This is a genomic window from uncultured Kordia sp., assembly GCF_947496985.1.
GTDB lineage: Bacteria > Bacteroidota > Bacteroidia > Flavobacteriales > Flavobacteriaceae > Kordia.
The window spans coordinates 14,390-29,167 of record NZ_CANMEZ010000002.1; the positions used below are offsets into that span (position 1 = coordinate 14,390).

Consider the following 14,778-nt stretch of genomic DNA (forward strand, 5'->3'; position numbering starts at 1 on the left):
TCTATATAGCGCTAGCACCTTTTTTACCCACTATCAATTGTTTAACACTAACTAAGTGTGAAAACAACACTATCGGAACTATAATCGCTGGAAGCCATACAAAAGGAAAATAGGTTACTCCAATATTTGGTTGATCAAAAGCAAGTTGTTGTAATGGTGTTTGTGCACTTAATACTGCTATAGTTAATATGGTAATCAAAAGTCCTAAGCACACAATATTCCATAGTAGTAAACCTTTTCGCCCTATTATTTTCTTAACAAACACAAGGTAATATAGTATTGGTCCAGTAATCCCAGATAGGATATCAAAGTTATAGCCTTCAAAAGTCATTAAGTCAGGAATTAATCCAGCTAAGAAAACATTATACAACGTAATTTCTACAGGAATACGAACAATGTGAATTATGGTTAACCATTTTAAACTAAAATTGTTCATTAAATCTCTGCTCTTTTTATTCGTAAAGAGTAAAAGAATAAATAGAATAGTCGGCGCTAATAATAAAGCAAATCTTGGAGGAAACGTTCCTTGCTTTTGATAAAATCCGTTTATTCCCAATACACCAACAATACTAATCCAAACGATACAACCATACAGGATGTTTTTGTTGTTTGAAGCTTTGAAAAACAACCAAAGAGTGAGCAAAGTTGTCACAACAAAGCCAAGAATTATAAAAATTGAAATTTCTGCCATTTTGTAATAGTTTTATGAAATTCAAAATTAGGCAGTCAAAAATGGTTTCTACTTGACAAAAGGCAAGAAAAGAAATTATTACTTTTTCTTTCGAATCCTGCTTAAGGTACTATCCGTAATTCCTAAGTAAGAAGCAATGTATTTTAAGGGTACATGTTTTAATATTTCTGGCCTAGAAGTTAATAAATGTTGGTAACGCTGCTCAGCAGTTTGATTAATCATAGCATAGTTTCTCTTTTTAGAAGCTATAAACTCTTTGACTAAAATAGCCCTACCAAAATCTCTAAACGTTGGTTTATCATGAAACAATCTGTTTAGTTCTTTGTAAGAAATCCTATAACCTATACAATCCGTTATAGCTTGAATGTTGGTTTCAGACGTAACTCTATTGAAAAAAGAAGTGATTTCAAAAACGATATTATTTTCTGTAAAGATATCTGTCGTGATTTCATTACCTTCTAAATCATACAGAAAAACTCGCATTAATCCTTTTTCAAGGTAAAAATAATCGTCACTTATGTCATTTTCTTTTAAAAGTAACGTGTTCTTTTTAATTTCTGTAAAGTGAAATGTATTTGCAATTTCTTGGGCTTCAATTTCATTTATGGGAATGACTTGTTGAATGAAATTTAGTAATGAAGCTTGCTTTTTATTCATGTTTCAAATTGTCATTAACGTATGTAAGCATCAACTTTTTCTTTTAATTTCTTGTTGATAGCACAAGGTACACGTTTCTTTATTGATGTCAAAATCATGTATAAATTTTCAATTCGTTGTGTTGGTTATTTGTTCTCAAAAAACATTTTACATTTATAACTTACAAACATCATTTCGAGTGATTTTTACAGAAAATCGTATTCAGAAACTCATTTCCAACGATTATGCGAAACTGAATCAAATTTAGTTTGATAAAAGTTCTATTTTTAGTTTAGCCATGTTAAACTAAAAAAAGAGAATCCATCGAGGTAGATTCTCTTTACAATTAACAAAGAAAGTTTGCACTTTCTTCCCCTTTTTAAAACTAAACTTGTTGGTTGGTTATATGCTTTTAAAAAATATTTATTATAATTAATCCATTACTTTGGAAAGCTTAATAGTTTCTCCACACATATCGCTTGTAATTTTAAAAATTACGTCTCCTTTTCTTCCTTTGCTTGCCCAGTGCACCGTTTTCCCTACTTTACAAGAAATACTCGTTTTACTACCTTTATTTAAAGTTACATATCCGCTTCCAGTATAGATAGAGATTTTACTTTTTGTATCGTTTACTAATGAAAAATTACTTCCGTAGATTGCTACTGTTTTTTCTGTTGTTGGAATTGCATCTTGCTGGATTTCTGCAAAAGAAAACATTGCAACTAAACTGAGTATTGTAATTGTTAATTTCATATGAATTGTTTTAAGTTATTTTATGTGTTTGAAAACAATCGAATTGCAATTACCTACAATCCGATTGTGTTTTACTAGAAATGACCGGAATCAGTCTAATTGTTGGCTTGGGTTATTATTGTTTACTGATTTGTTTGGTAATTATAGCTCCATTTTGAGTTTCAATTTGTAATATATATATTCCTTTAGCAAGCTTAGAAACGTCAATTGTTTTTGAATTTACTTTCGTCATTATTGTTCCTAAAACTGTGTATAATCTTGCTGATTTCAACACTGAATCCATTTCAATATGGATAAAATCTTTTGCAGGATTTGGATATACATGAATCATTTTTTTTACTACTTCAGCAACTGTTAATGTTCCACAATTTGTTCCGTATGCTGTCGTTGCATCTTTATTTGCCCAATTCGTATTACTGTAAGCAATATCATCCACAGTAACACAAGCTAAATTGGGATTACTCCTCATGTTGATATTTGCACCTGTAATGGTATTATTAAAACCGTTTGCAACGTTTAAGGAAGTTAATAAGTTATTGTTACAATACATGCGAACTAACATCGTATTTGCTGACACATCCAAACTTGATAACATGTTATAAGAACAGTATAAATACAATACATCAGTATTTGCAGAAACATCTAAACTTGTTAATAAATTAGAATTACAATTGATAGCTGTTAGCGCAGTATTAGTAGAAAGGTTTAATGATGTTATTGGATTACTGTTGGTTCCTATTTCTAACAAAGCTGTATTTACTGAAACGTCTATAGCTGTGAGTTGATTGAAATGAACGTATAATTTTTCTAGTAATACATTGGTAGAAACATCCACAACACTAATTGAATTATTGTTACAATCAAAGTGTGTCAGCGCTGTGTTGGAAGCTATATCTATACTTGTAAGTTGATTGCGATGACAGTCTAAAATAGTTAATGCCGTATTTGCAGACACGTCTAAACTCGTTAACTGATTGTTATTACAATACAAACCTGTTAATGCTGTAAACGCTTCTATTCCTGTTAAATCGGCAATTGATCTGTTGTTTGGATATATAATTCCTGAAAATGAATTTGCTTCGCTTACTTGAATTTCTCCATCACCATTTGTATTTACGGCAGTGTTTCCAACTAAATATGCTTTAAAATTAGCATCCGGAATGTTCACTATTTGTGCTTGTAATTTGATTGTGATTAATAAAATTACAAGGTAGAGGAATCGTAGTTTCATGTTTGTAATTTGATACTTATTGCTTAATAAAACGTTTGATAGTTTCTTTTCCTTTAGAAGATTTTATTCTCATGAGATATATTCCTTCTTGCAATACAGATACATCTATTTGTTTTGAATTGCTTGTTAAGACTTTCTTTCCAAGCAACGTGTATATTTCTGTTTTTGATAGTGAAATCATTGTTTCAATAGTGACTATATCTTTTGCAGGGTTTGGATATATTCTAATTGCATTCTCTATATTTGAAATATCTTCAATGCTTAATGCGCTTCCATCATCTACATCACCATTCATAGTCGCAATTCCGGTTGGACAAAAACCACCATCTTGCCAATTTCCAGAAGCTATATCTGGCGGATTCGGGCTTGACGTTGCTGTGCTGAAGTATAAAACCCCTGTTGTATAATTGGGTGTATTTATTGGTCCGTCATTATCTAATTGTATTTCCCATCGATCAGCTACATCATTCCAAATTATTCTAATTTCGCAAACTCCCGCAGGACAACTTTGTCCAAAATTTAAAGGTGTGCTTTCATAAGTATTTCTAACGATGCCTTCATCCGTATTTGTACCTGTATTGGTTAACACAAAATTTTGTGCGCCCAAAACAGCAGGACATCCTTGAAAGGTAATTTGTGCTGTTAATATGCTCGTAAATAGCAAGCATAAAAAGAGTAATTTTAATTTCATATGCATCAATTTTTCAGAGCTTGAAAATACTTTATTGTTTATATGATATGTGCTATAACTTTCTGAAAAGCGCTTTTGAATTTCTGAATAAAAAAATCCTGCAAGTATCGACTCACTTACAGGATTCATACAATAATTGTAAACTATAAATTATTGCTTAATGAATTGTTTTGTAATTACTAGTCCTTTTTCTGAGGTAATTTTCATGAGATATATTCCATTGATAAGCTCAGAAATAGAAAACGTAATGGAATTACTTCGTAAAACTTGTTTTTCTATTACATTATAAACCGCAACTTTTTAAATAATTATTGTTGTTAATCTATGATTTAGTTTTCTGGTAATTGTTCTTGAATTTGATATGTACTAAAGTTCAAAAAGTTTCCTGGATGTGCCAGTACATTTTGAAGAATGAAAGGTGTATCAGGTGTCGTTCCTGTATATTGCGTATTACCATCCATATTGATATCATGTATATCATATCCTTCTAAAAGGTATGTAGGAAAATTAAGAAAGTTTCCTGAATCATTTAATACTATAGACAAAATACTAGGCGTATCAGGAGTAGTTCCTGAATATTGTACGATGTCATCACCATTTACATTACCTGCCCACATTGCAATAATACCACTTGGCATTCCAAAAGTTGTTTGCGAATTACTTCCAAAAGTAATTTGATTATTCGCATCAGTAAAATCGACTACTGTAGCTGTTCCGTTTAAATTGATGGTATTATTTGTCATAATACCTAAATGATTTCTATGCTTAATTGCTACATAATAATTACCAGCGCTTTGTGTAAAGACTAAAGAAGAAGTTCCATCTACTCCAACAATATCTCCATCACGTTGTATTAATGCCGATTGCGCATCCAAAATGGTTGTATTGGTTGTAGCATCTCTTAATTCAACCCAAATCCAATCTACAATTGCATCATTTCCTGTAATAGTAAAGACCGCAGCATCACATGTTGCTCCATCTGTATATGGAGTTGTTGTTGGCAAATCGTTTCCATCTCTTAAATTGTCATTCATTATGGTACCGCTAACTCCTAAAAGTGCACCTTGTAAAAACACTCTTGGCAACACAGAAAGTGATGCTGCGTTTTCGTAAGCTCCTATATCTACGGTTGTGTCTTGTATACGATTGTTATTTACAACATCGGTAGTACCAATTACATATGTATTATTTCCAGCATTGATTGCTGGTGATGAACCCATTAGTGTATAATCTCCCGAAGCAGCATCTGTAAACATAGGATTTGCGTTAGATGTGCTGGTTTGATTTCCTGCTGAAACACCCGTAAAGTTACTTTCATCAATTGAATTATTTACAGTCATACTTGTTACAGCAACTGTATGTCCGTTTGTAATAGGACGAGTAACAGCATTACTTGCACCTCTATTTCCATAAAATATTGAATTTGAAACTGTCAATGCGTGTGTTCCTCCATTGATAGAACGACTTGCGCTAAATGTTCCTCTATTTGTAGATGCGCGTGTTCCAATATCTGTATTATCAACAAATGTACAGTTACTTACTGTTGATGTTAATGAACTACTTGTTCCATTAGCACGTAACCAAGCAGCACTTCCTGTAAATCCTTGATTAACTCCTGAGTCTCTTGTTGTATTATTATAGAATAAACTGTTTGCCAATGTAACGGTGTAATTCACATTATTTTCATTAATGGTATATACTCCTGCGGCATAGTTTCCTAAATTATCATAAAAAATACTGTTTAAGACACTTATTGTTTCACCATTAGCACATCGTGCAAATATTGCTGAGCCACCTACGGAAACATTTTCACGGAATTTACTATTTGTAATGACTAAATTATTTACACCTGTGTTTTTATAAATTCCTCCTCCTAAACGATCGTCTCCAGAACTCGCCGTAGCTTGTCCTCCAGAAACTACAATTCCATCAATAGTAACACTTTGCCCTGTTACCTCAACCACATGATATAAGTTTTCATTACGTCCACCACCATTAAAAGTTAGTACGGTATCATCTCCATTTACATCTCCTGAAAGAATGGTTTCATTTGTAACAAAATCACGTTCCGAAAGTTGTGTTTCTGTTCCGTTGAATCCTCCATAAATTGTTATGTTGTCATTTGTAATCATAAAAGAGTTTGAACGACTTGTTCCTGCTGGCTTGTAGGTTCCGGCAGCAATCCATAATACATCATCATCACTTGCAACAGCTAAAGCCGTTTCTAATGATGTATAAGCATTTGCCCAACCACTTCCATTATTTGCGCCTGTAGCATTTGCATTTACAAAAATTGGCACTTTAAACCCTACTGTATGTAGTTCAAACGCACTCGGATTTCCTGAGCAGTTTGCACGTAAGTAGATATCATAAAAGTTAGAACTTAATCCTGTAAGTAGCTGACTGTTTCCTGAGATTCCATTGATTGCTGTTCCGTTCCCAATAGGCATTCCGCTTACTACATATACTAAATCAATTGTATCTCCCGTATCAAATGGATGATTCCAAGTAAGTGTTGCTTCAGTAGCAACAGTTGTACTTGGTGTAAGTGTTACGTTAAAGAATTCGCCACAATTCGCACTGAATTCATACGCTCCCAAATCTACAGTAGTGTCAAAAATACGTTGATTACCATCTATATCTTCTGTAATATCTACAGGTAAAAAGTTGTTATTTCCTGCGTTAATTCCTGGTGAAGCAAGTTGCAGTGTTAAGTCGGTTGCGCTAGTAAATAAGGGATCGAGATTGATTCCTCCTTCTTGTCCTCCTTCCACTATAGAATTACTTACGACTGCAAAAGGAGCTACTATCGTGTTTAATGGTGTATTACTTCCGTTTCCGTAAATGATACAGTTACTGATGGTTGAAGAAGAAGTAGCTCTTGCCGAAATTACTTTTCCATTTTGTGCCGTATTATTTGTAAATGTACTATTTATGATATCTACCAATACTACATTTGCTCCTCCATTTGCTCTGAATAAAGTAATACATGAAGGCGTGTCTCTAAATATTTGCGAAGTATTTTCTGTGAAAACACAGTTTACAATTTGTCCAGCAATAGTAGCTCCATTTAATCCTAAATAATATAATGCTGATCCTCTTTCGGAATAGTTAGAACGTATTTTAGAGTTTGTAAAATCTACTTTATAACTAACTGATGATGAAGGATTTTGTATGTATGAACCAAAACCACTTCCGTAGTTGGAACTGTTATTTTCTATGATACAATTATTAAATCGAGCCTCTACTCGATCACCATTATTTACTAATGCTGTATAGATTGCAGCGCCATTTCCGTTATCAATTCGATTTGCTACAGATCCTGTTAATGTTCCTCCACCAGGAGCATTTGCATCTGCAATGGTAATTCCATCAATTAAAACATCCGTCATATCTTCTCTTAAAGAGATTAAATGATAAATATTATCAGCTCTACTGCTGTCTGTTATATTAACTGTTCCGTTATCATTTCCTTGTATATCTCCACTAAGTTTTGTGATATTTGTTGCAGGGTCACGTTGTGACAACATTGTTTCCGTTCCGTTAAATCCGCCATATATTTTTACTAGTGTTGGAATGGTAAATGTTGCTGTTTTCGGGTCTGGATTTGTAGTTACAGGTATATATGTTCCGTCAGCTATCCAAATGGTACGTTCTGTTCCTACAGCAATTCCTATTAGCGCATCATTTAAACTAGTATAAGCATTCGTCCAACTAGAACCGTCATTAGCGCCTGTAGCATTAATATCAACATAGACTCTTTCTTGTACAGCAGTTGTTGTGATAGAAGCAACATTTGACCAACCAGATAAAACTCCATTACATATACTTCTTACGTAAATGTCATACGCCGTTGTTGGCATTAAATTGTTTAATGTATATGGACTTGCGCCTACGTTTGAAACAATTGTTCCTGTTGTTGGATCTCCGCCTGGAGTTGTATAAGAAACATCCCAAGAAGTTTGATCTGGTGTGCCCATCCAAGATAAATCAACTGAATTTGATTGCACATTTGTAGCTGTAAATTGTGTAGGTATACAGCTATCAACATCATTTAAGAGTAAACTTACTTCTGCTGTACTTAACGTTCTGTTATACCAACGAATATCGTCAATTGCGTCTCCGTACACACGATCGGAGATTAAATTTCCGTTTTTGTTATTCCCAACAGTTACACGTTCATTAGGGAATAGTATTGCATAAATTTGTCCTGCTTGCGCTGGCGGCGTACTTGTTCTTGTCAATGTATTATCTAAAATACCATCAATGTATAAGTTGTACTGATAGTGTATGTTTCCTCCAATAGCTCCTGTATCTATTGTTAATGTAACATGATGCCAATTGTTATCGGCCACAAAAGCATTACTTCTAAAGCCGTGAGCGCCTGTAAAGAATGTAGTTTCTGAAGCTTGCATGAAATTATATCCATATTGATAATTTGCATTTAAGTCAATTTTCCCTTCATCTAAGGCTAGAAAAAAACCTGTTTGTGTACTAGTTGGAATTCGCACAGTTCGTCCATGATAATCAATAATAGCACGATCAAAAGTATCGTTTGTATTTGTTTTAATCCAAAAACTCACAGATGCTCTGTAACCAGAAACAACTTGTGACGTAAATAAAAAGGAATTGTTTAATGCTATTGCATTTACAGGAGCGCCTTCACGATCCGTTACTGTGGTAATTGTTCCTCCTGATTGTGTTAGGTTATCAGATCCAACAGTTGTATTATAGCTTCCGTTTGTAAATAGGTATTCATGCGTTAATCCATTAGTTGGGATTTGCGCAAATGAAACACTTACAACAAAGAGAAATAGGGAAAATACTTTTGCCTTCATTATAATATAATTTATAGTTTATGACAGCAAAAATATTTACCAGTTTACCTATTTTGTACTTCATCTTCTGAAAGTCAGTTTTGAACTGCTAAACGATTATCCTATGTTTTGTACAATGGCTAAAAATTCTTCTTTTTTGTCTTTAGAAATAGAAACCGTTTCGTTATTATCCATCACAATATAACCGCCATCTTTTTTGATATATTCTTTTATATATTTTAGATTGATAAGGTAGGAACGATGCGGCCTGTAGAAGATATTTATTTTTTCTAATAAGGACACAAAATGCTTTAATGGCTTACTAACCAATATTTCAGAATCGTTAACTGTGGTAATTTTCGTGTACATTCCGTCAGCTTCTAGAATAATGATTTCATTAAAATCTACAAATTTGAATCCGTCTGAAAACGGCAATCCTATTTTGTTAAAATTAGAAGATGCTAAACTCGATTTGAGTTCTTCCAGCTTTATGTTTATTTGTGATTTCCCAATGTGTTTAAGGGCTTTTTCTACTGATTCTTGCACTTGTGTTGCGCGTACAGGTTTTAGGAGGTAATCAATTGCTGACAATTGAAATGCTTTGATAGCATATTCACTATATGCCGTTGTAAATATGATTTCAAAGTTAAAATTATCTTTTTCTATAAAATTTAAGATTTCTAATCCAGAATGCTGTGGCATTTCAATGTCTAAAAATACAATTTGTGGTTGTTTTTCTTTGATCAATTTTATACCCGAAAGTAAATCTTCAGCTTCAAATATTTCAGTGATTTTTGGGCAATTCTCTGAAATTAAAATCTGGAGTAGATTCCTTGCTTTTCGTTCGTCGTCAATGATGATTACTTTCATGTTATTTTTGTTGTATGCTTTAGCTGCTAATTTTTTGTAATTGGAATTGTGATAATCACTTTTGTTCCATTTGGTTGTTTTGTATTTTTATCGTGTAAATCTTCTATGGTAACTCCTACACGTTTTTCTTTTCCATAATTGAGTAAATTCAATCGATCTTGTGTAGCTTGTGTTCCAAACGATTTATACATTTTATCTTTTTTTGCTTTTAACTCTAGCGCTTTTTCTCTTCCCACACCATTGTCTTCAATAATACAAATGATGGTGCTTTCTGTTTCTGAACCTTTCAATTCAATCGTTAGCAAACGATTGTCTTTTTTGTGTAACAGCCCATGTTTTAGAGCGTTTTCTACATATGGTTGAATCAACATGGTTGGGATCATGCACGTTTCTGTATCTATGTTGCGAATGTGCATGAAGTATTTAAGTTTATCTTCAAAACGAAGTTGTTCTAATTCTAAATACATTTCTAAACAATCAACTTCATCTTGAACAGAAATCATCCCTTTATTACTATGATTCAGATAGGTACGAATTAAATCGGCGAATTTCCCCAGATAATCACTTGCCAAGTTTTTTTTATTAAGAATAATGTATTCTTGAATCGAATTCAACGCATTGAATATGAAATGTGGATTCATTTGCGAACGTAAATTTTCTAGTTTTAAAAATACCAATTCGCGTTCTTGCGCCAATTTCTCTAGCTCTTTGTTTTTTTGTTTATCTCTCTTTTTAAGAGTGTTTCGGTAATACAACACAATCAACAATAACATAGATAAAACTGAACTTATAATAAACCATGGACGTTTCCAAAAAGGGCTTTTTATGGAAAAATCAACTGATATTACTTCAGATTCTCCTGCCAAGGACATTGAAACTGCTTTTACTTGAAATGTATAATTTCCGACTGGCAAACTGTTGTATTTCACAAAATCAATTCCTTCATCTACGGGAATCCAATTTTCATTAAATCCGAGCAATCTACTTTGGTATCGAATGTCTTCTTTTGATCGAAAACCATTTGAATTAAAGCTTAGTTTTATGGCATTTTGAGAATATGGAAGTTTGTATGCTCTTTGCAATAACGTATCTTTTTCATTGATTTGAATCCCTGTAAAGTATATTTCTGGTCTTGGTCTTGATTGAAATACCGTTTCACGATCTAGTGTAAATATATTTTTATTGGTAGCAAATACAACTTTGTCTTTAAAAGGAACAATATCATTGACTAAATAGGTACTAACTCCATTACCTTTTGTTAAGGTTTTGAATGTTTTTGTTTTCGTATTTAAGAGTTGAATTCCTTTGTTAGTAACAATCCATATATCGTTGCCATCTCCTTTTATTTTTTGTATAAAATTAGAATTTAAGCCATTTTCTTTTTGGTAATTGACGATTACACTATCGTTTCGGATCCCATATAAGCCATCTTTAAAAGTAGAAACCCAAATAATTCCATCGGCTGTTTTGGTGATATCTACCGAATGAATTCGCTTTCCTTGATAGCGAATCTTTGTTTTATTAAATTCACGATCATATTTCACTAAATCATCAACATAACACACATAACTATTCTTGCTAATGGTGTCGTGAAATCCTATGTATGCACGAACATTTCCCATTCGGTGGACTCGTTCTCCATTTTTAACTTTCACAGCTCCTTGAAAATTGGTATAGAAATACGTATCCTTTTCTAAGTATGACAAACTTCGTACATTTTGAATCTTCCCTTCTAATCGATATTGTTTGGTTTTTAAATCATAAATAACACCTTGACTTTGCTGACTTATGTAAAGTAGTTGTTCGTTTTTATCGTAAAAAGCACAGTCTATTAAAGTATTATTGTGCAAATCGATATATTCTATTTCATTCGTATATATATTATATATACCAGCTTCTCCTTTGGCTGTTCCGAAGAAAAATGATTCATCATTTATTTTTATAGTACATTTAAAATCTTCTATTCCGTTTGGAAATTTATAGGAATTGTTATTTATATTTGGAACTACAAAAACTCCATTTCGCAGTGTTGTAAACCAGTAATTTTCATTGACGTCAATTACCACTTTTGTTATATACTGATCTGTAAAATATCTATTTTCGTAGACCATTTCACCTTCTTTCAATATGTAAACCCAAACGCCATTAGAAGAAGAAACTAGTATTTTATCTCCATAAAAATCTAATCCAACAATATAACTCTCCGCCAATTCTTGTTCTAGTTTTTGTTTTTCATATCGCCCAGAATTTGCATCAAATAAATAGAGGTTTGAATGATTCTTTCTATCTATAAATCTCATATACGATCTTCCTTGATGACTTTCAATAATGGTTTTTCCAAGCGTTCTATATGATAAATCGTGGTATATTTCTTCAGAAGTAAGTCTATTGATGATATTTAACTCTAAATCTAGTGTTAAAATTGCTTTACAATCCGTGATGAATATGACATCTTCAAATCTTTCGGGATTTCCAAGAAGTGCATCAGACAGCTTGATACGTGCTTCTATTTCTTTGGTTTCCAATGAAATTTTATAAGCGACCAATGCAGTAAATACTAGTAAGTGTTTTTCTGTGATTAAAAAGCTTGCCAATTGCCAACTTATCTCCTGACCTAAATCAACAAATGTTATGAGTTCATTACCTTTTACATAAAAAAATTGCCCTGAAATATTACAACACCATACTCTTCCTAAATGATCTTCTTTGGGTTCAAAAACAGATAAACCTCTCTTGTCTTTGTTGGTAAACACTTTAAATTCATTTCCATCATATCTGTAAAATCCTTTATCAGCGGCAAGCCATATAAAACCTTTACTATCTTCCATCATGTTGTAGAATTCTACATCAGGCAAATCGTCTTTTTCTGTAAACTGTGTGTATATTGGATGTTGTGCAAAAGCAACCCAAGTGAAAAGATATATAAGTAGGTAGGATATTTTTTTGACCAATGTATCTACATTTTTAACTTTCAAAGCTACGATTTTATATTTTTCATCTTTTACCTTTTTTGCCGAAAACAGTTTTTGAATTGCTAAACACAAGCAAGTTGTAGCTAAATATATTTTCTAATACGATTACAATACGTAAATTGTAGTAATTTACTTTAAAAATACATTTAATCTTTTACAGAAAAAAGGATGGAAAAAAAATATTACGAAATAGCTTTACAATTCGAGTCATTAGATATTAAAAGTGCTATTGAACAACAGTTAGCAAATGATACACATAAAGACATCATATTTGATGAAAACAGTGATGAACTCTATTCAGAAGATCCGTTAACACTTATGCTTGTAGTAGGGTTGGTCTCTGGAGCTGTTATAAAGGAAAGTGTCGGTTGGTTTTTTGAAATTTTGAAAAAGAAACTAAAAGGTTATAGCCAAAAGAAACAGATAACGAATGATTCAATTAGTGTAAATGTTACTATTCTCAATGAGAAATATCAAGTTAATTATTATATAAAAGACGATTCTCAAGAAGTAAAAAAAGTATGAAAAAGAAAGCATTTGGTATAGTATCTACACATTCATTGTTTATTTCATTTCCGCAATATACGCATCAGCAAATGGTTGCTATGTTTAGGAAATATGGCAAAGCTACAAATCAATCAACATTAAATTGGAATTCTATTTCTGCTGAAGACAAGGAGATGATTTTGACAGACAGACATGAGTTTGATCATTTTTATCAATTGATTTCGAGCACTGCTGGTATATTATTATACCGAATTCATACGGTTTTAGGAATGGAAGTCCAATGGTTTTCAAATAAGTTTTGTGAGAAAGGATTAAAAATTGAAAACACAGGCACAAAACTTACCGATTGGCTGAAATCTTCTACTGATCTTCTTGCACTTTTAAAAATGTATGATGATCAGGAAAAAGCAAAAAATCTATTTATGTATACCATGCATGAAATTATTCCAGGCATGGAAAATTTAGAAAAGCTTTTATCTTTACTAACAGCTAAGCGCTTGCCTCCGGAATTTGAAGATATGACCGTGAAAGAGTTTTGTGATTTGCTAAACAATTCTTTTCAATACCTTAGAAGACGTTCTGATATCGATTTAGACTATTCTAAGGAGTTTTTAGATATGGATGATGGTTTTATATGGAAAACACGATTAAATCCGTCAGAAAAGCTATTTAAGCCAAATCAACCTTTTTATAGCTACACAAATATTTTAGAAGCGCTTGCCTATTTAGAAGAGTATCGATTGATACAAAGAAATAAAGGAAGTAAAGCAGCTATTGAAGATTGGTTTGCAAACAGAGTTCCTATACAATATGAAACACTTATAAAACAAACACTTGCTCAGCATGAAAATGATCCTACACCTGCAAGAGGATATTTAAGTTCGTATATGGATGGATGTGTTGATATTGCAGCATCAGGCAAGCAAAGAGAAGTGTACTATGTTGAGGAAGAATGGCCATTTTTTATCCCGCATATTCAACAATGGAATTCTTTTATTTATAAAGCTCGATTTGATAATATGATACGTGGTTTTAAAGGGATTTTATCTAGAGACTATCTTTTTGGTCCCGAATCTAATATTAAAACTGACGTTGAAGAAAATGAAATTTCTTTTTTAAATCATAATTTTTATCATAAAGAAATAAAGGATCGATACTTTGAAGGCATCAAGTTAAAGCTAGCGAATAAAGAAAAAATGAAAAAAGGCATTCTAGATCAGGTAGTTTTGAACGACACTATTATCGGTATTGAATATACAGATAAAATTGTCCCGCTTTTGAAGTTTGATTCTTCAAAAAAAGGAAGTTTTTCAAATGCACTTAGAAGATACTACGGTTATAATTATTTTAGAAAAATACCTTCGTACACAATGAAAATCCTAAAAGGAAAACTATTATTAGTGAGAGATGATAATTATAAACTTCTGGAATATTTAAAAGATGATTTGGGAACTTCTATTCCTATAGCTTCTTTAGAAGAAATGCATCAAAATACAATTCAAATATTTAAAAATAATGACTTGAAAAAAATATTTTGTGGATTCAAATTAGTCATGTATCATCCCATTATAAGAGATTGATAATTTTGAGTATAAAACTTATAAAAAAGC

10 protein-coding genes and 1 pseudogene are annotated in these 14,778 nt (G+C 32.2%); 2 read left to right on the forward strand and 9 right to left on the reverse strand.

From position 1 onward, the window contains the following. Window position 1: 1 nt before the first annotated feature. The 9 genes and pseudogenes from Q0828_RS05010 to Q0828_RS05045 all read right to left on the reverse strand — a co-directional run bounded on the left by Q0828_RS05010 (window position 2) and on the right by Q0828_RS05045 (window position 12,664). A complete protein-coding gene (locus Q0828_RS05010) occupies window positions 2–691 on the reverse strand; it encodes a hypothetical protein (RefSeq protein WP_298418245.1) in 690 nt (229 codons plus the stop codon). A gap of 78 nt (window positions 692–769) precedes the next feature. Continuing rightward, the gene (locus Q0828_RS05015) at window positions 770–1,348 is read right to left on the reverse strand and encodes a Crp/Fnr family transcriptional regulator (RefSeq protein ID WP_298418247.1); all 579 of its coding nucleotides are present in this window, start codon (window positions 1,346–1,348) and stop codon (window positions 770–772) included. A gap of 411 nt (window positions 1,349–1,759) precedes the next feature. Next, window positions 1,760–2,080, reverse strand: a complete 321-nt coding sequence (locus tag Q0828_RS05020) for an IPT/TIG domain-containing protein (protein ID WP_298418249.1) — start codon at window positions 2,078–2,080, stop codon at window positions 1,760–1,762. Window positions 2,081–2,195: 115 nt separating this feature from the next. Then, window positions 2,196–3,311 carry a T9SS type A sorting domain-containing protein gene (locus Q0828_RS05025; protein ID WP_298418251.1) on the reverse strand — a complete coding sequence of 372 codons (1,116 nt, stop codon included), beginning with the start codon at window positions 3,309–3,311 and terminating at the stop codon, window positions 2,196–2,198. A gap of 16 nt (window positions 3,312–3,327) precedes the next feature. Then, on the reverse strand, window positions 3,328–4,002 hold the full coding sequence (locus Q0828_RS05030) for a T9SS type A sorting domain-containing protein (protein WP_298418252.1): 675 nt from the start codon (window positions 4,000–4,002) through the stop codon (window positions 3,328–3,330). A gap of 150 nt (window positions 4,003–4,152) precedes the next feature. Continuing rightward, a pseudogene (locus Q0828_RS24505) lies at window positions 4,153–4,287 on the reverse strand (T9SS type A sorting domain-containing protein); the annotation flags it as partial. A 44-nt stretch (window positions 4,288–4,331) separates the two neighbouring features. Beyond that, entirely contained in the window at window positions 4,332–8,840 is a 4,509-nt protein-coding gene (locus Q0828_RS05035) for a choice-of-anchor Q domain-containing protein (protein WP_298418254.1), read from the reverse strand. A gap of 96 nt (window positions 8,841–8,936) precedes the next feature. Beyond that, the gene (locus Q0828_RS05040) at window positions 8,937–9,689 is read right to left on the reverse strand and encodes a LytTR family DNA-binding domain-containing protein (RefSeq protein ID WP_298418256.1); all 753 of its coding nucleotides are present in this window, start codon (window positions 9,687–9,689) and stop codon (window positions 8,937–8,939) included. 26 nt (window positions 9,690–9,715) lie between these two features. Beyond that, window positions 9,716–12,664: a histidine kinase gene (locus Q0828_RS05045; protein WP_298418257.1), complete on the reverse strand. Its 2,949-nt coding sequence runs from the start codon at window positions 12,662–12,664 to the stop codon at window positions 9,716–9,718. Window positions 12,665–12,829: 165 nt separating this feature from the next. Here Q0828_RS05045 and Q0828_RS05050 point away from each other — a divergent pair, with 165 nt between their 5' ends. Continuing rightward, window positions 12,830–13,186, forward strand: coding sequence for a hypothetical protein (locus Q0828_RS05050; protein WP_298418259.1), 357 nt, complete (start codon window positions 12,830–12,832; stop codon window positions 13,184–13,186). Then, window positions 13,183–14,748 carry a hypothetical protein gene (locus Q0828_RS05055; protein ID WP_298418260.1) on the forward strand — a complete coding sequence of 522 codons (1,566 nt, stop codon included), beginning with the start codon at window positions 13,183–13,185 and terminating at the stop codon, window positions 14,746–14,748. Before Q0828_RS05050 ends, Q0828_RS05055 begins: the two co-directional genes overlap by 4 nt. Window positions 14,749–14,778: the final 30 nt, after the last annotated feature.

Coding starts and splice junctions, on each gene's coding strand:
- Q0828_RS05010 (WP_298418245.1), bottom strand. CDS start 691: ATGGCAGAAATTTCAATTTTTATAATTCTTGGCTTTGTTGTGACAACT.
- Q0828_RS05015 (WP_298418247.1), bottom strand. CDS start 1,348: ATGAATAAAAAGCAAGCTTCATTACTAAATTTCATTCAACAAGTCATT.
- Q0828_RS05020 (WP_298418249.1), bottom strand. CDS start 2,080: ATGAAATTAACAATTACAATACTCAGTTTAGTTGCAATGTTTTCTTTT.
- Q0828_RS05025 (WP_298418251.1), bottom strand. CDS start 3,311: ATGAAACTACGATTCCTCTACCTTGTAATTTTATTAATCACAATCAAA.
- Q0828_RS05030 (WP_298418252.1), bottom strand. CDS start 4,002: ATGAAATTAAAATTACTCTTTTTATGCTTGCTATTTACGAGCATATTA.
- Q0828_RS05035 (WP_298418254.1), bottom strand. CDS start 8,840: ATGAAGGCAAAAGTATTTTCCCTATTTCTCTTTGTTGTAAGTGTTTCA.
- Q0828_RS05040 (WP_298418256.1), bottom strand. CDS start 9,689: ATGAAAGTAATCATCATTGACGACGAACGAAAAGCAAGGAATCTACTC.
- Q0828_RS05050 (WP_298418259.1), top strand. CDS start 12,830: ATGGAAAAAAAATATTACGAAATAGCTTTACAATTCGAGTCATTAGAT.
- Q0828_RS05055 (WP_298418260.1), top strand. CDS start 13,183: ATGAAAAAGAAAGCATTTGGTATAGTATCTACACATTCATTGTTTATT.